Here is a 16,367-nt window from a genome sequence, read left to right as displayed (position 1 = left end):
ACAATTTGTGCGCCGGCCTTGTTTGGCCCCGCTGTCCATAAAAAATGCCCCCTGCGCATACAGGGGGCACGTACCTTCACGGCATATCGTTGCAGGTCCGTTATTCCCTGATCATTTCCATAACTACTTTCACCACATCCTCCACGTTGGGCTTGGAGAAGTAATCGCCGTCGGAACCGTAAGCCGGGCGGTGCGCCTGGGCAGACAGGGTGCGGGGCGCCACGTCGAGCCAACGGTAACCGCCCTGCAGTTCCATCACTTGCTGGAACATGTAAGCGGTGCCGCCGCCGGGCACGTCTTCGTCCACGAAAAGGATGCGGTTGGTCTTTTTCAGCGAATCCAGGATGGAATGGCTGGTATCGAAAGGCAGGAGCGTTTGCACATCGATCAGTTCGCAGGAAACGCCAAGCCCGGAAAGGGTTTGAATGGCTTCCTCGATGATGCGCAGCGTACTGCCGTAAGAAACGATGGTAATGTCGGTACCCTCATGCAGGATTTCCGGAACGCCCATGGGCACCGTGAATTCGTTGAGGTTCTCCGGCATGCGCTCTTTGAGGCGGTAACCGTTGAGCGATTCGATGACGATCCCCGGTTCGTGGGCGCGCAGGAGGGTGTTGTACATCCCTGCCGCCTGCACCATGTTGCGGGGCACGCAAACGTAGAAGCCGCGCAGGGAATTGATGATCATTCCCATGGGGCTGCCGGAGTGCCAGATCCCTTCCAGCCGGTGGCCGCGGGTGCGGACGATGATGGGACAGAACTGCGTGCCGCGGGTGCGGTACTGCAGGGAAGCCACATCGTCGCTCAGGGGCTGCAGGCCGTACAGCAGGTAATCCAGGTACTGGATTTCCGCGATGGGCCGCAGGCCGCGAAGCGCCATCCCGATCCCCTGGCCCATGATGGTCAGTTCGCGGATGCCGGTATCGGAAATGCGGACTTTGCCGTGTTTGGCCTGGAGGCCGGCGAAGCCCTGGTTCACGTCGCCGATCTTGCCCACATCTTCGCCGAAAGCGAATACCAGCGGGTTGTCGGTGAACAGTTGATCGAAGTATTTATTCAGCACTTCGTAGCCGTTGAGCACGGGAGCGTCTGCCGCATATTCGGCCGGCACTTCCGGCACGTTGAGCGCCGAATTGGCACCCGTGGCGTACAGGAGGCTGTTGTAATTTTCTTTTTCGGTGACGAGCTGGTTGTCGTAAAACAGTTGCAGATCGTTCAAAACCGGGGAAAAATCGCGCGGGTAGCGGAACAGGATATGCGCGGCGGATTTGAGGATATCGCGGCGGAGGGGCTCACGGTTGGCGGCCAGCTCCTGGATGGTATGCTGTACCAGTTCCGTTTCCACCCGGCCTTCCTCGACGAGGTTTTTGAGGATGGCGGTCAGCCCCTGCACCTGGCCCCTGATGGGCGCGATGTATTTTTCCCAGGCGCGTTTGCGGCCTTCGTGGGCGAGCACTTTGGCTTCGGCTTCCACTTCCTGGAGGGCGCCTTCGTCGGCCAGTGCGTTCACGAGGATCCACTGGCGCATTTTGCTGTTGCAGTCGAATTCCTTTTCCCAGGCCAGGCGTTCCTTGCTTTTGTACCGCTCGTGCGAGCCGGAAGTGGAGTGCCCCTGTGGCTGGGTGATCTCTTCTACGTGGAAGAGCACGGGCACGTGGGTTTCACGGGCTTTGCGGATCCCTTCCTCGAACACTTCGCAAAGGCCGGCGTAATCCCATCCCTTTACATTATATATCTCCAGCCCGTTGGTCTGCTCCCCTTTCCGGAAGCCTTCCAGCGCGGCGCTGATAGAACCTTTGGTTGTCTGATACTTGCGGGGAACGGAAATACCGTATCCATCGTCCCACACAAAAATGCAAAGCGGCACCTGCAGCACGCCGGCGGCGTTCACGGTTTCCCAGAAATGGCCCTCGCTCGTAGATGCGTCGCCGATAGTGGCGAAGCAAACTTCGTTGCCCTGGTGGGAAAGGTGCGTCATCCCCTCCAGCTCCGGCACTTCGCGGAACAGCTTGGAAGCATAGGCCAGGCCCAGCGCCCGAGGCATCTGTGCGGCAGTGGGCGCCATATCCGCAGCGGTGTTCTTCTGCGCGGTGAGCGGCAGCCAGTTACCGTCCATATCGATATTAGGAGTGGCGAAATGCGAATTCATCTGGCGGCCGGCGGAAAAAGGATCGTTCGCCAGGTCCGGATCTGCATACAGCTGTGAGAAAAACTGCTCTACATTGGCCACACCCGTTGCGAAAGCCCACGTCTGATCGCGGTAATAGCCCGAACGGAAATCGCCCGGCTTGAAATATTTGGACATCGCGATCTGCGCCACTTCCTTGCCATCGCCAAATATCCCGAATTTGGCCTTGCCGGTCAAAACTTCCCGGCGGCCCAGCAGGCTTACTTCCCTGCTGATACAGGCCAGCCTGTAATCATTCAAAACTTCCCTGCGGAACTCCTCAAATGACAACTGGCTTTGCATATTCATAGCTAATTCGTTGTTTTCGATCATGCCATCCTTGTTAAAGCACAAATGTAGGGGAAATTGATGAATGGGTAAATGCCCGCGCTCATCGCGTAAAAATTAAATTTTTAAGAAATTTTTAATATCTTGATATGCACGGTTCAGTTTTTGGCCGTAAATTTGAATTGGAAACTGGTAGAAACGTAAATGTTTAACCAATCGACTAAAAAACCAATATTATCATGAAAAAATTCGTTGTATCCCTATTTGCAACTTTACTGGTTACCACTTCACTGTGGGCGCAGGCACAGAACGGCGGCGGAACGACTAATGCAGTAGACGCCAAGCTCAAATTCAAGAAAGAAACAGTTGATTTCGGTAAAACCAAGCTCAACAAACCCGTAACCGTTACTTTCGAATTCACCAACGTCTCCAAAGAGCCCGTGCTGATCGAAGCTGCCAAACCCAGCTGCGGCTGCACCACCCCGAAATGGACGGCAGAGCCCATCCTTCCCGGAAAGGCAGGTACCATCACGGCCACCTACAGCGCGAATGCGGTAGGCAAACCGATGAAAACCATCTACCTGAAGTTAAAGGGAGTTGACCAGGAGAAGGAACTATTCCTCACAGGAACGGTTGAAAACTAAAAAAAGCAACAGCAAATAGCAATGCCTCCCGGACAACCGGGGGGCATTTTTGTTTAATATCGTCCATAACATAGCGAGTTGCCTTACCTTTGCCTCGCTAAAAACCAACACCAAATGCCGAACATCAGTCAGCGCGGCCAGATCATGCCGCCCTCTCCGATCCGAAAACTGGTACCCTTCGCGGAAGCAGCTAAAAAGAAAGGAGTTACGGTTTATCATCTCAACATCGGGCAACCCGATATCGAAACGCCGCAACCCGTGCTCGACGCGGTGCGCAATTCCCATTTCAAAGTCCTGGAATACAGCCACAGCGCAGGCAACGAATCTTACCGCCGCAAACTCACCACGTATTACGACCGTTTCGGCATCCAGGTGGATTACAACCAGATCATCGTGACCACCGGCGGCTCCGAAGCCATTATCTTCGGTTTCATGGCCTGCCTCGACCCGGGCGATGAAGTGATCATCCCCGAGCCCTTCTACGCCAATTACAACGGCTTCGCCGTGGAAGCGGAAGTGAAAGTGGTGCCCGTGACCTCCGGCATCGAATCCGGCTTCGCCCTGCCACCCATTGCCGACTTCGAAAAGAAGATCACGCCCAAAACCAAAGCCATCCTCATCTGCAATCCCAACAACCCGACCGGTTACCTCTACAGTCCCGAGGAACTGAACGTGCTGCGGGATATCTGCAAAAAACATAACCTCTTCCTCTTCTCCGACGAAGCGTACCGCGAGTTCGCGTATGACGGCACCACCCTGTCTGCCCTGCAGCTGGAAGGCCTGGAAGACAACGTGGTGGTGTTCGACACCATTTCCAAGCGCTATAGCGCCTGTGGCGGCCGTATCGGCGCCCTGGTGACCCGCAATAAAACACTGCTGGATTCGGTGATGAAGTTCGCCCAGGCCCGCCTGAGCCCGCCGAGCTTCGCGCAGATCGCTGCGGAAGCTGCCGTAGACCTGCCGGAAGATTATTTCGACGGCATCAAGGCGGAATACAAGAGCCGCCGCGACCTGCTCGTGAAGCGCCTCAACGGCATCCCCGGGGTGTTCTGCCCCAATCCGGGCGGTGCGTTTTACGCCATGGCGAAGCTCCCGATCGACGATGCTGACAAATTCTGCCAATGGCTGCTGGAAGATTTCAGCTACGACCAGCAAACGGTGATGCTGTCTCCCGGCACCGGCTTTTACGCCACTCCGGGCCTTGGCAAGCAGGAAGTGCGCCTGGCGTACGTCTTGAACCTGGAAGCGATCGATAAGGCCATGACGGCACTGACAAAAGCGTTGGAGGTGTATCCCGGCCGCCGCTAAACTGTCAGCGTTTCCTGTCAGTATGAGTTAAAAAAGTATTAAATCTGAAAAACTGACAAAAATCATGTTTTTGCGATCGATGGCCTGGAAAGCCTGGCAGCAGCAAGATTTTACATTATAAATAATTCTATATGATGTTTTTCAGATAAAAACTATAAATTTTAATGACTTACTGTTTTGAAATTTGATTTTTATGCCTACATTTACTGTGTAATCAGGACGCAAAGGTGCAGATTAATCAAATAACAAAATATAAAATACATGTTAGGCAAATTTCTAAACCTGCTTTGCAAAAAATTAACTTGTATAATTTTGACAAATGGGAAAATGGCCCGACCTTTGCATTATCAACATTATGTAAAAAATCGGCGACTAACTAAAACGTTTTAGCCAAACAACATATTTTTGTATCAGTTTTTCATAACGTGGAATTTATAAAGGCAAACGGCTCTGTTCACAGAGCCGTATTTTTTTTCCCATACAATTTCAGCCCTCTCCAACCGATTGCATTTTGAAATCCTCTATTTCAAGAAAACTTAGCCCCTTTTTAAATCCTCATCTCGCCGAATTTTTCCTATTATTGTCATGTAATGAAAAGACAAGGTAGGTATCGTGCTTTACCGCATGGTACCTTTCGCTAGTTTTCATAACGTGGAATTTTAAAATGCAACGGTCCTGACTCCTCAGGACCGTCCATTTTTCCCCTATCCCACATTTCAGGGCATAAAAAAAGGCCCCCTGTGCGGAGGCCTCTTCCCTATCTTGTCGCATTCACACCTTATTTGGTATGATTGCGGATCATTGTAAAGAAATCATCGAACAGGTAACGCGAATCGTGCGGACCAGGCGTGCTTTCCGGGTGATATTGCACCGAAAACGCCGGTTTGTTCTTGATCCGGATACCTTCTACGGAATTGTCGTTCAGGTTGATATGGGTCACTTCCACGTTCTCGGAAGCTTCCACCGCCTGCTTGTCGATCGCGAAACCGTGGTTCTGCGTAGTGATCTCGCATTTGCCGGTCTGCAGGTTCTTCACCGGGTGGTTCAGGCCGCGGTGGCCATGGTGCATTTTATAGGTCGGGATCCCGTTGGCCATAGCCAGCAGCTGATGCCCGAGGCAGATGCCGAAGAGCGGGCGCTCGGCGGCCAGTACTTTCTTGATGGTTTCCACGGCGTAAGTCAGCGGAGCAGGGTCGCCAGGGCCGTTGGAAATGAAATAAGCGTGCGGTTTGAACTCCTCGCAGGTTTCGAAAGACGTTTGCGTGGGGTGCACTTTCAGGTAGGCACCTTTTTCGGAGAGGCATTTCAGCATGTTGCGCTTCACCCCGTTGTCCAGCACCGCGATGCGGATCTCGGCGTTGGGGTCACCTACGAAATAAGGTTCTTTGGTAGATACTTCGGCGCAAAGCGCGAGGCCTTCCATGGAGGGAACTTCTTTCAGGCGCTTGGCCAGCTCCTGTTCGTCCAGGATTTCGGAGGAGATGATGCAGTTCATGGCGCCCTTGTTGCGGATATGGGCCACCAGCGCACGGGTATCCACTTCGTGAATCGCGACCAGGTTGTTCTCTTCCAGGAAAGTGGCGAGGCTCTGGTCGGCCATTTTACGGGAGTAGTTGGAAGCGATGTTCTTGCAGATCAGACCGCTGATCTTTACGGAACTGGATTCCACGTCTTCCTTTTTGGTGCCGTAGTTGCCTACGTAGCAGTTGTTCATGATCAGCACCTGACCTTTGTAGGAAGGGTCTGTGAACACCTCCTGGTAGCCGGTCATCCCGGTATTAAAACAAAGTTCCCCGGACGCGGTACCTACTTTACCGAACGCTTTTCCGTGGAAAACGGTGCCATCTTCGAGCAACAGCATGGCAGGCTGTGTGGATCTGATAGTCTGCGGCATTTCTTCTTACCCTTACTTTTTTTATGTCCCGAAAAGGACGATTAAAACTGCGCAAAGTTAGGGCATGATTTTGAATTTCGTGCAGGTTTTTCCGATCAATTCATATGAATGGATGTCATGATTTTGTCAGCAGTCTGTTTACCGGCAGGATCATCGGCCGAATGGGTCACTAACAACTGTACCTGGCTGCCGCCTTTTACGAAAACGAGGCTTTGAAAAGCAACGGGCGAAGTTTCCTGCAACACGTACGTCCCCTGTTGTAACAGCGCCGGCTGGCCGTCCACTTGCAGTTCGCGGGAAGTATAGCTGAACCGGGATACGCCGGGTTTGATCTCCATTTCGCGGGCCGTCCGTTGCGCCGCCTCCTCCAGGACCACGCTGGCCTGCGCCAGGAATACCGATTCTTCCATCCTGATCATGATCCCTTCTGCCCTTCCGCCGGCCTGGAAGGCCTTTCTGCGCATATTGGGACGGTCGTCGGGGGATTCGGGCCGCAGAGACAATGGTGTTTGGATCCGGATGAGATGCCCTTTAAAAGTCCGCCATTGATCGGCCTGCAGCAGCGTGGGTGACACCCTGGGCTCCCTGAAAAACGCCATCAGGTAGGGCCCGTACAGGAAGCTCAGTCCCAGGACCGCCACAAAGCAAACGATCCCGAAAGCCAGCGTCGCTTTTTTCCGCAGCGTAAAATGGGCCTTCCGCTCCTTCCGGCGCTCCAGTGCGGCAAATTCCTCCCCGGAAATACCGTTCTCCAGCCCGAATGCGTCGAGGTTGCCATCCGGATGATGTGCCAGCCAATCTTTATAAATGACGGGAAATTTCTTGCCGCAATGGTCGCAGAACGTGAGGTATTCGGATTTCAATGCGCTGTATTCGGTACAGTGCTGGCATTTCATGTAGTTCATAGGGAGGATATTAGGTGCCGGTGACGCTAAATTACGTTTTTTCTATATGTATTCAAAATCTGGCGGCCGTGAACCACGAAGCGGTCAAGGTTTTTCATGATCAATTCGTCTTTAAATTCCAGCTTTCCTGCTTTGCATTCGGGGCAGCAGATCTCAGCCCCTGGCGTTTCACGTAAAACCCGGGCAACCTCCATCCACCTTTTCCATTTATCGTTCATAACAAAGTGGTGATGATGCGATCAAAAAACGTGATTTTGCAGCAGCTCCGGAATCCCTCTTTTCAAAAATCCATTTCTTCCTTTCCTGCATAAAAAAAGGGATAAGGTATGAACCTTATCCCTTCTGTATAGCTTTCTCGAAAAACTACTCAGCAGCTTTTTCTTCAGCAGCGGGTGCTTCAGCGCCTTCAGCTTCAGCCTTTTTCTTACCGCCGGCACGACGGGTTTTCTTGGCGGGAGCTTTATCAGCAGCGGCAGTTTTACCGTAGATTTCGTTGAAGTCAACCAGTTCGATCAGCGCAGTTTCGGCGTTGTCACCGATACGTTTGCCAAGCTTGATGATACGGGTGTATCCACCGGGACGGCTGGCGATTTTCTCGCTGATGGGGCCGAACAGTTCCTGGATAGCTTCTTTGTCCTGCAGGTAGCTGAACACGATACGACGGTTGTGGGTGTCGTCGGTTTTACCACGGGTCAGCAGGGGCTCTACGTAAACGCGGAGTGCTTTGGCTTTAGCCAGGGTGGTGGTGATACGTTTGTGAGCAATGAGTTCGCAAGCCAGGTTGCTCATGAGGCTTTTGCGGTGAGCGGACGTGCGGCTCAGTTTGTTCAATTTCTTTCCGTGACGCATGACTTTTTGTTGTTTGGTTTCCCTCGCACCGTGTCAGGAATTGCAAGGTACTTGTTATAAAATGCAAATCACGCCCATCCTAACGGCGGCGTGATTTACGAAATGAATACTATTCTTCGTCGAGTTTCAGTTTGGACAGGTCCATACCGAAATGCAGGCCTCTTTCGCCCAGCACTTGTTCGATCTCGCTGAGGGATTTCTGACCGAAGTTGCGGAATTTCATCAGCTCTTCCTGTTCGTACTGTACCAGTTCGCTCAGGGAGTTGATTTTGGCCGCTTTCAGGCAGTTGAATGCGCGTACGCTCAGGTCCAGATCTTCCAAGGGAGTTTTCAGGATCTTGCGCAGCTGCAGGGTTTGTTCGTCTACCACATCTTCTTTCTCAGCGTCTTTGGTATCAAAGCTGATGTTTTCATCGGTGATGATCATCAGGTGCTGGATGAGGATACGGGAAGCTTGTTTTACCGCTTCTTCCGGATGGATGGTACCGTCTGTCACTACTTCCATGATCAGTTTCTCGTAGTCGGTCTTCTGCTCCACACGGGTGTTCTCGATGCTGTATTTCACGTTTTTGATGGGCGTGAACACGGAATCGATCGCGATATAACCAAACACTGCATCTTTGGGTCTGTTTTCCTCTGCCGGAACGTAACCGCGGCCTTTGCCGATGGTCAGCTCGATGTCCAGCTTGGCGGAAGGATCCAGGGTGCAGATCAGCAGTTCGGGGTTCATGATCTGGAAAGAGTTGGTCGCTTTCTCGATCATATCTGCCCGGAACTCGGTTTTGCCCTTGATAGAGATCTGGATTTTCTCGCTGCTTACTTCATTCTCAACGATTTTCTTGAAACGAACCTGTTTCAGGTTGAGGATGATCTCAGTAACGTCTTCCGTGATCCCTTTCAGGGTGCCAAACTCGTGATCAGCGCCTTCGATCTTGATACCCACAATGGCATAGCCCTCCAAAGACGACAACAGCACGCGGCGGAGCGCGTTACCAATTGTCACACCATAACCCGGTTCTAACGGACGGAATTCGAATTGAGCTTCAAAGTCGGTAGACTTCTGCAAAACGATCTTGTCAGGCTTTTGGAAATTAAGAATTGCCATTGATATGCTTGATTTATGTTTTTAAGGTATGTTTTACGGATATAGCCATCCCGGGTTACGGGATGGCTATAACGTTATTACTTGCTGTACAATTCCACGATCAGCTGCTCCTTAATGTTTTCGGGAACAGATTCTCTTTCGGGGTAAGCGATGAAAGTACCTCTCAGTTCTTTCTCGTTGAAGTCTACCCAGTTGTACTTGGGGTTCTTGCCGCGAACCTGGCTGGTCACCGCGGTGTTGCCTGCGGATTTAGCTTCGAGGCCTACGATGTCGCCGGGTTTCAGCTGGTAGGAAGGAACGTTCACCACCACGCCGTTAACGGTAATGTGTTTGTGGGAAACGAGCTGACGGGCAGCCGGGCGGGAAGGAGCGATGCCCATGCGGAACACGGTGTTGTCCAGACGTGCTTCCAGCAATTTGATCAATACTTCACCAGTAACGCCTTTACGACGGTTCGCTTCTTCGAAGAGGTTACGGAACTGTTTTTCCAGTACGCCGTAAGTGTACTTCGCTTTTTGTTTCTCTCTCAGCTGCAGCGCGTACTCGCCCAGTTGTTTACGCTTGCGCTGTGCGCCGTGCTGACCGGGAGGGTTGCTGTTCTTGCCTAAATACTTGCCATTGCCTAAGATAGGCTCTCCAAAAATCCTGGAGATCTTGGTCTTTGGTCCTGTGTACCTTGCCATGTTCTGTGTTGCAGATTTTTAGTTCCGATGCACGCTCATTTAAAAATCTTAAAATCCGATCGTGCACCCACTGGTGAATAATAAATGTAATAAAATATTAATTACGAATACGAATTAACCGGTACAAAAGTTCAATTGTACCGGATAATTCGTATCGGAATATCTCGAGACTATACCCTTCTCTTTTTCGGAGGACGGCAACCGTTGTGCGGCAGCGGAGTAACGTCTTTGATGAGGGTTACCTCGATACCGGAATTCGCGATGGCGCGGATTGCGCTTTCACGGCCGGCGCCGGGTCCTTTCACAAATACGTCAGCTCTTTTCAGGCCAGCGTCGATTGCAGTTTTGGCGGCATCGCTAGCAGCCAGCTGAGCAGCATAAGGAGTGTTCTTTTTAGAACCCTTGAAGCCCATCTTACCAGCAGAAGACCAGGAGATAACCTGACCCTGCTTGTTGGTGATGCTCACGATGATGTTGTTGAAACTTGCAGAGATATGTACATCTCCGAAGTTATCCACTTTTACTACCCTCTTTTTAGCGGCAGCTTTAGTATTTGATGCTTTTGCCATAATACGTTAAAATTCCAACTATGAAACTCCAAATCCGCTTGTCTATAAAAACCCCTTATGCCGCCGCCTCCCGGATTTGGACGGAGGACCAGCAGACCAGGGAATTTATCACTATTTCTTCGGTGCCTTCTTTTTACCTGCAACCGTCTTACGCTTACCTTTACGGGTACGGCTGTTGGTACGGGTACGCTGGCCTCTAACCGGCAGACCTTTACGGTGACGCAGACCACGGTAGCAGGCGATATCCAGCAGACGCTTGATGTTCATCTGAACCTCGGAACGCAGTTGACCTTCAACTTTCAGCTCGCCATTGATAATGTTACGAATCGCAGCTTGCTCATCGTCATTCCAATCCTTCACTTTCTTGTTCAAGTCAATTTCCGCCTTATTCAGGATATACACTGCGGTGGAGTGACCGATTCCGAAGATGTAAGTCAGTCCAATTTCACCCCTTTTGTTTTTAGGAAGATCAATACCGGCTATACGTGCCATATTAATTGTTTAGTTTATTATTCTTTATAATGAGTAACAGATGCGATTATCCCTGACGTTGCTTAAAACGGGGATTCTTTTTGTTGATCACCAGCAATTTACCCTTGCGGCGAACGATCTTGCAGTCTGCACTTCTTTTCTTGATGGAAGCTCTTACTTTCATGAGTCAATAGTTATAAATCTACTAGTGTATTTTATTATTTATACCTGAAAATTATACGACCCCTGCTCAAATCATAAGGGCTCATCTCAACCCCAACCTTGTCGCCCGGCAGGATGCGAATATAGTGCATCCGCATTTTCCCAGAAATGGTGGCCAGAATCTCATGCCCGTTTTCCAGTTTCACCCGGAACATCGCATTTGATAAGGCTTCGAGAATAATACCATCCTGTTTAATCAGTGCCTGTTTCGCCATAAAAATTTTTAGGAATGCAAAGATACCATAAAAGTTTCTGAAAGAGAAAAATTTAGGGCAAATAATATTTTTAAATATCCGGATTGTGGATAAAGTCCCCCCACTTGTTGTGAATAATTCTACAACTATCTACAAAGCAAGATGATATGTATATAGGATTACTTATAGGCATGGGGCATTTTATTGCGCCACCGCCGCCGCCAACACCGGGTTTTGCTGCTCAGCCGCCTCGATTTCCACAAAAGTGGACAGCACGTCGGCCTTCCCCTTCTGCACCGAAACCGTATGTTCGTAGTGCACCGACACCTTCCGGTCTCTCGTCACAACCGTCCAACCATCTTCCAGGTACTCCACGTCCCGGGTACCCAGGTTCACCATCGGCTCGATCGCGATCACCAATCCATCCTTCAGCACGGCACCGCTGCCCCTGCGGCCATAATTCGGCACCTGGGGGTCTTCATGGAGGTTACGGCCCAATCCGTGGCCTACCAGCTCACGCACCACGCCATATCCCCGCTCCTTCTCCAGGTAGTCCTGGATGGCATAGGCGATATCGCCTACCCGGTTGCCCACAATGGCCTTTTCAATGCCCTTGTTGAGCGCCACCTTCGTAGCGGTCATCAGCTTCCGTACATGCGCCGGGACCTCCCCTATCGCGAAGGTATAGGCACTGTCGCCATGGAATCCGTTCTTGAACACCCCTACGTCTACAGAAACGAGGTCGCCCTCCTTGATCACATATGCATTGGGAATGCCATGCACCACCGCTTCGTTCACGGAAATGCAGCAGGTATTGGGAAACCCTTTATAATTTTTGAAGGAGGGCACCGCACCGTGGTCGCGGATGAATTGCTCCGCGATGGCGTCGACGTCCAGCGTGCTCATGCCTGGCTTCAGCCGGCGGGCCACCTCTGCGAGCGTGGCGCTTACCAGCTGGGCACTTTCCCGCATCAGCTCAATTTCTTCTTTTGTCTTATAATGAATCATAACATGCAAAATTAACTAAAAATGCCGAGACGGCATTGCCGTAAACAAAACAGCCATCCTGCTCATTAGTTCAGGATGGCTGCCAATATATTTGCCTGGTGCGGTTATGCGTTGGCGGGTGAAGTTCTGCCTTTGATGCGGCCGGAGCTCATGAGACCGTCGTAGTGACGCATGAGCAGCTGGCTTTCGATCTGCTGCAGGGTATCGAGGATTACACCTACCATGATCAGCAGCGAGGTACCACCGAAGAAGGTAGCGAACTGGCTGTTCACGTTGAGTGCGGCAGCGATACCGGGCAGTACGCCTACGAGCGCCAGGAACACCGAGCCCGGGAGGGTGATGCGGTCCATAACGGCGCCGATGTAGTCGGCAGTAGCTTTACCGGGTTTCACACCGGGGATGAACCCGTTGTTGCGTTTCATTTCGTCCGCCATTTGGGTGGGGTTGAAAATGAGCGCGGTGTAGAAGAAGGTGAAGACGATCACCAGTACCGCATAGATCACATTGTACCAGGGGTTGGTGTGATCGCTGAAGATACGGATGAAGCCGGACGCGCCTTCGCTCTGGGTGGCAAAACCGATCGCCGTGGCCGGGATGAACATGATGGCCTGGGCGAAGATGATGGGCATAACGCCTGCAGCATTCACTTTGAGGGGAATGAACTGGCGAACGCCACCGTATTGTTTATTGCCTACGATTCTCTTGGCGTAATTCACCGGGATTTTGCGTGTTCCCTGTACCAGCAGGATGAGCCCGATGGTGATCACGATGAACATGGCAATTTCCACGAGGAAGATGAGGAGACCGCCGCCGGCGCCTGTTGTTTTCAGGGAGAATTCCTGCAGGAGGGATTCGGGGAGGCGGGCGAGGATGCCCATCATGATGATGATGGAGGTACCGTTACCAATGCCCTTATCCGTGATTTTTTCACCCAGCCACATAACGAACAGCGTTCCGGCGGTCAGCACCACGGTGGTGGAGAGCCAGAACATGAAGCCGCCGTATGCGGGGATGAGCGCCGCACCGGATTGCGTTCTGAGGTACGCAACGTAGGCACTGGCCTGGAAAGCCGTCACGATAACTGTGAGCAGGCGGGTGTATTGGTTGATCTTCTTCCGGCCGCTGTCACCTTCTTTCTGTAATTTCTGGAAATAGGGAACGGCGATCGTGAGGAGCTGAATGGCGATAGACGCCGAGATATAGGGCATGATGCCGAGGGCGAAGATGGATGCGCGGGAGAAAGACCCACCGGCAAACATGTTGAACAGCCCCAGGATACCTTGCTGGGAAGTCTCGGAGAATTTGGCCAGCTCGTTGGGATCGAGACCGGGAAGGGTGATATAGGAACCAACACGGTATACCAGTACCAGGAGCAGCGTTGTGAGGATGCGTTTACGCAGGTCCTCGATACTCCAGATGTTCTTTATGGTTTCGATAAATTTCTTCACAGGAAGATAAGAGTTTAATAACGCGTGTAAAATTCGAAAAGACGCACTACTCCGTAGGCGCCTTCTCTATCGTAATTTCTTAAACCAGTTCCACAGAACCACCAGCTGCTTCGATGGCTGCTTTGGCTTTCTCGCTGATCGCGTTCACTTTCAGCGTTACTTTGCTCTTCAGTTCACCGTGGCCCAGTACTTTCACCTGGTCGGTTTTGCTGATGAGGCCGTTCATGTAGAGGTTCTCGAGGCTGAATTCCTGGATACCGTATTTTTCAACGATAGTGTCCAGCTGACCGATGTTGAAGACTTTGTAGTCTACACGGCTGATCGGATGGAAACCACGTTTGGGCAGACGGCGCTGGATCGGCATCTGGCCACCTTCGTGACCACGTTTGCTGGAGTAACCGGTGTTGGATTGGGCACCTTTGTTACCTTTCGTAGAGGTACCACCTTTACCGGAGGCCTCACCGCGACCCAGGCGTTTTTCTTTATGTACTGCGCCTTGTGCAGGACGGAGTTGATGTAAGCTCATTTGTGTAATTGTTTTACTTGCGCGGAAATCAACCGCTCGCTTTTACAATGATAATTCAAAAAAACAGAAAGCCAAATGTAAAAATGAAAATTTTACATTATGCATTCACTTGTTCCACTTTCACCAGGTGGTGAACGGTGCGAACCATGCCCAGGATCTGGGGAGTAGCTTCCACCTCAACGGAATTGTTCATCTTTTTCAGACCGAGCGCCTTCAGCGTCAGCTTCTGACGTTCAGGACGGTCGATTCCGCTCTTTACCTGGGTGATCTTGATCTTTGCCATTTTACTTTGATATATTTCCAATGAAAAATTCCGGTAACTGAAGCCTGGCCGCAGCACCGGGATTATATCGGCCCGGTGATTATCCGTTGAAGACTTTCTTCAGGGACACGTTGCGGGTTTTGGCTACCTGAATAGGTTCACGCAGCAGGCCCAGCGCCTTGAAAGTAGCTTTCACCACGTTGTGGGGGTTTGCGGAGCCGAGGGATTTGGCGAGTACGTCGGTGATACCAGCGCTTTCCAGAACGGCGCGCATGGAACCTCCGGCGATTACACCGGTACCGTGAGCAGCAGGTTTGATAAGCACTTTGGCAGCGCCTTCCTTAGCCAGCTGGTCGTGAGGAATAGTACCGTGGTGAACGGGGATCTTGATCAGGTTCTTCTTTGCATCGTCGATACCTTTGGTGATCGCTTCCTGCACTTCCTTGGCTTTACCCAGACCGTGACCTACCACGCCGTTTTCGTTACCCACTACCACCAGCGCGGAGAAGGAGAAAGTACGACCACCCTTGGTAGTCTTGGTAACCCTGTTGATAACTACAACCTTCTCTTTCAGTTCCAGATCGCCGGCTTTTACTTTATTGAATGAATTCTTTGCCATTTTTATTTAATAAGAATTACGATATCAGTTTGATTAGAATTGCAGACCGCCTTCGCGCGCGCCTTCGGCAGTTGCCTTAACGCGGCCATGGTAGAGATAACCGGAACGGTCGAACACGCAGGTAGTGATACCCAGTGCGGTCGCTTTAGCGGCCAGGGCAGCACCTACTTGCTTCGCCTTTTCGGATTTGTTGCCAGTCACACCTGCCAGCGCTTTATCGCGGGAAGATGCAGATGCCAGGGTAGTGCCGGTCGTATCGTCGATCAACTGGAGGTAAATCTCCGCGTTGCTGCGAAATACGGACAGTCTGGGCTTCTGTGCAGTTCCGCTGATCTTCTTACGGATACGAAAGCGGATATTCTGTCTTCTGTTTGCTTTTGTAATCATTACTTTAAGTATTTGATCTCCCGATGCTGCCGGGATTTTATTGGTAAAGTAAACATCGGGCACTGCTGTCCAATGTTTACTTTCATGTTTTAAAATGGTCCTGTCCCCTATCCTTACAGCCTTATGCCGCGCAGCGAAGGGACCGGAAATTATTTACCGGCGGATTTACCAGCTTTCTTACGTACCACTTCGTCGCTGTAGCGCACACCTTTACCTTTGTACGGCTCGGGTTTGCGGAGGCTGCGGATTTTAGCGGCAACCTGGCCCAGGAGCTGGTTGTCGATACCTTCCAGCTGGATCAGCGGGTTTTTACCTTTTTCGGTAACGGTGTTCACCTTCAGTTCCTTCGGAATTTCGAAGATGATGTTGTGGGAGTAACCGAGGGACAGGTCGAGCAGCTGACCGTTGTGAGCAGCTTTGTAACCTACACCTACCAGTTCCAGTTGTTTCTTGAAACCTTCGGTTACGCCGGTCACCATGTTGGCGAGGAGGGCGCGGTACAGACCATGCAGGGCGCGGTGACGGATCTGGTCGGTCGGACGGGTAACCAACAGTTCGCCGTCTTTCGTTTCCACTTTGATATCGCGATCGATCGCTTGTTTCAGTTCGCCTTTGGGGCCTTTTACGGTCACCTCGTTAGTAGCGTTCACGGTAACCGTTACGCCGCTGGCCAATTTAATCGGGCTTCTGCCTATACGTGACATGATGTGTCAGTTTATTTGTTGTGAACCGGCATCCCGGGTTCAGCCCGTATAGAAGGCTTAATAATCGAAAATGCCGTTAATCCCGCCCTGGTAAAGGACGGGATCAAAATATGA

Annotated in this window: 18 protein-coding genes and 1 pseudogene; 2 read left to right on the top strand and 17 right to left on the bottom strand. The window is 51.5% G+C overall.

What is annotated here, in order from left to right; translation table 11 throughout:
• Positions 1-100: 100 nt before the first annotated feature.
• On the bottom strand, positions 101-2,476 hold the full coding sequence (locus ACQKLP_RS18685; protein ID WP_427324391.1) for an alpha-ketoacid dehydrogenase subunit alpha/beta: 2,376 nt from the start codon (positions 2,474-2,476) through the stop codon (positions 101-103).
• Positions 2,477-2,694: 218 nt separating this feature from the next.
• Here ACQKLP_RS18685 and ACQKLP_RS18680 point away from each other — a divergent pair, with 218 nt between their 5' ends.
• Positions 2,695-3,099, top strand: a complete 405-nt coding sequence (locus tag ACQKLP_RS18680) for a DUF1573 domain-containing protein (RefSeq protein WP_341841119.1) — start codon at positions 2,695-2,697, stop codon at positions 3,097-3,099.
• Between the two features lie 114 nt (positions 3,100-3,213).
• A complete protein-coding gene (locus tag ACQKLP_RS18675) occupies positions 3,214-4,407 on the top strand; it encodes a pyridoxal phosphate-dependent aminotransferase (protein ID WP_427324389.1) in 1,194 nt (397 codons plus the stop codon).
• An 847-nt stretch (positions 4,408-5,254) separates the two neighbouring features.
• Here ACQKLP_RS18675 and carA read toward each other — a convergent pair.
• The 16 genes and pseudogenes from carA to rplF all read right to left on the bottom strand — a co-directional run.
• Positions 5,255-6,268, bottom strand: a pseudogene (carA, locus tag ACQKLP_RS18670) (glutamine-hydrolyzing carbamoyl-phosphate synthase small subunit); the annotation flags it as partial.
• 128 nt (positions 6,269-6,396) lie between these two features.
• Positions 6,397-7,206, bottom strand: a complete 810-nt coding sequence (locus ACQKLP_RS18665) for a hypothetical protein (RefSeq protein WP_427324388.1) — start codon at positions 7,204-7,206, stop codon at positions 6,397-6,399.
• Between the two features lie 363 nt (positions 7,207-7,569).
• Positions 7,570-8,055 carry a 50S ribosomal protein L17 gene (rplQ, locus tag ACQKLP_RS18660; protein WP_126246792.1) on the bottom strand — a complete coding sequence of 162 codons (486 nt, stop codon included), beginning with the start codon at positions 8,053-8,055 and terminating at the stop codon, positions 7,570-7,572.
• A gap of 109 nt (positions 8,056-8,164) precedes the next feature.
• Positions 8,165-9,160 (bottom strand): DNA-directed RNA polymerase subunit alpha, encoded by a 996-nt coding sequence (locus ACQKLP_RS18655; RefSeq protein ID WP_427324386.1) that lies wholly within the window; start codon positions 9,158-9,160, stop codon positions 8,165-8,167.
• A 77-nt stretch (positions 9,161-9,237) separates the two neighbouring features.
• Positions 9,238-9,843 carry a 30S ribosomal protein S4 gene (gene rpsD, locus ACQKLP_RS18650; RefSeq protein WP_427324385.1) on the bottom strand — a complete coding sequence of 202 codons (606 nt, stop codon included), beginning with the start codon at positions 9,841-9,843 and terminating at the stop codon, positions 9,238-9,240.
• A 170-nt stretch (positions 9,844-10,013) separates the two neighbouring features.
• A complete protein-coding gene (gene rpsK, locus ACQKLP_RS18645; RefSeq protein ID WP_126246789.1) occupies positions 10,014-10,412 on the bottom strand; it encodes a 30S ribosomal protein S11 in 399 nt (132 codons plus the stop codon).
• A gap of 111 nt (positions 10,413-10,523) precedes the next feature.
• Positions 10,524-10,904 (bottom strand): 30S ribosomal protein S13, encoded by a 381-nt coding sequence (gene rpsM, locus ACQKLP_RS18640; RefSeq protein ID WP_427324384.1) that lies wholly within the window; start codon positions 10,902-10,904, stop codon positions 10,524-10,526.
• A 46-nt stretch (positions 10,905-10,950) separates the two neighbouring features.
• Positions 10,951-11,067 carry a 50S ribosomal protein L36 gene (rpmJ, locus tag ACQKLP_RS18635; RefSeq protein WP_072360626.1) on the bottom strand — a complete coding sequence of 39 codons (117 nt, stop codon included), beginning with the start codon at positions 11,065-11,067 and terminating at the stop codon, positions 10,951-10,953.
• 34 nt (positions 11,068-11,101) lie between these two features.
• Complete coding sequence (infA, locus tag ACQKLP_RS18630) at positions 11,102-11,320, bottom strand: translation initiation factor IF-1 (protein WP_012789309.1); 219 nt, start codon at positions 11,318-11,320, stop codon at positions 11,102-11,104.
• Between the two features lie 180 nt (positions 11,321-11,500).
• Positions 11,501-12,307, bottom strand: coding sequence for a type I methionyl aminopeptidase (gene map, locus ACQKLP_RS18625; protein ID WP_427324383.1), 807 nt, complete (start codon positions 12,305-12,307; stop codon positions 11,501-11,503).
• A 104-nt stretch (positions 12,308-12,411) separates the two neighbouring features.
• Positions 12,412-13,755 (bottom strand): preprotein translocase subunit SecY, encoded by a 1,344-nt coding sequence (gene secY, locus ACQKLP_RS18620; RefSeq protein ID WP_341841128.1) that lies wholly within the window; start codon positions 13,753-13,755, stop codon positions 12,412-12,414.
• Between the two features lie 79 nt (positions 13,756-13,834).
• A complete protein-coding gene (gene rplO / locus ACQKLP_RS18615) occupies positions 13,835-14,281 on the bottom strand; it encodes a 50S ribosomal protein L15 (RefSeq protein WP_126246785.1) in 447 nt (148 codons plus the stop codon).
• 97 nt (positions 14,282-14,378) lie between these two features.
• Complete coding sequence (rpmD, locus tag ACQKLP_RS18610) at positions 14,379-14,564, bottom strand: 50S ribosomal protein L30 (RefSeq protein ID WP_126246784.1); 186 nt, start codon at positions 14,562-14,564, stop codon at positions 14,379-14,381.
• Between the two features lie 79 nt (positions 14,565-14,643).
• Positions 14,644-15,162, bottom strand: a complete 519-nt coding sequence (gene rpsE, locus ACQKLP_RS18605) for a 30S ribosomal protein S5 (protein WP_427324382.1) — start codon at positions 15,160-15,162, stop codon at positions 14,644-14,646.
• Positions 15,163-15,195: 33 nt separating this feature from the next.
• The gene (rplR, locus tag ACQKLP_RS18600) at positions 15,196-15,549 is read right to left on the bottom strand and encodes a 50S ribosomal protein L18 (RefSeq protein ID WP_427324380.1); all 354 of its coding nucleotides are present in this window, start codon (positions 15,547-15,549) and stop codon (positions 15,196-15,198) included.
• 149 nt (positions 15,550-15,698) lie between these two features.
• The gene (gene rplF / locus ACQKLP_RS18595; RefSeq protein WP_427324379.1) at positions 15,699-16,253 is read right to left on the bottom strand and encodes a 50S ribosomal protein L6; all 555 of its coding nucleotides are present in this window, start codon (positions 16,251-16,253) and stop codon (positions 15,699-15,701) included.
• Between the last annotated feature and the right edge of the window lie 114 nt (positions 16,254-16,367).

This window comes from Chitinophaga sp. NPDC101104 (genome assembly GCF_050277495.1).
Taxonomy (GTDB): domain Bacteria; phylum Bacteroidota; class Bacteroidia; order Chitinophagales; family Chitinophagaceae; genus Chitinophaga.
The sequence above is the reverse complement of the archived record's forward strand: the minus strand, read 5'-3'. Positions and strand labels throughout refer to the sequence as shown.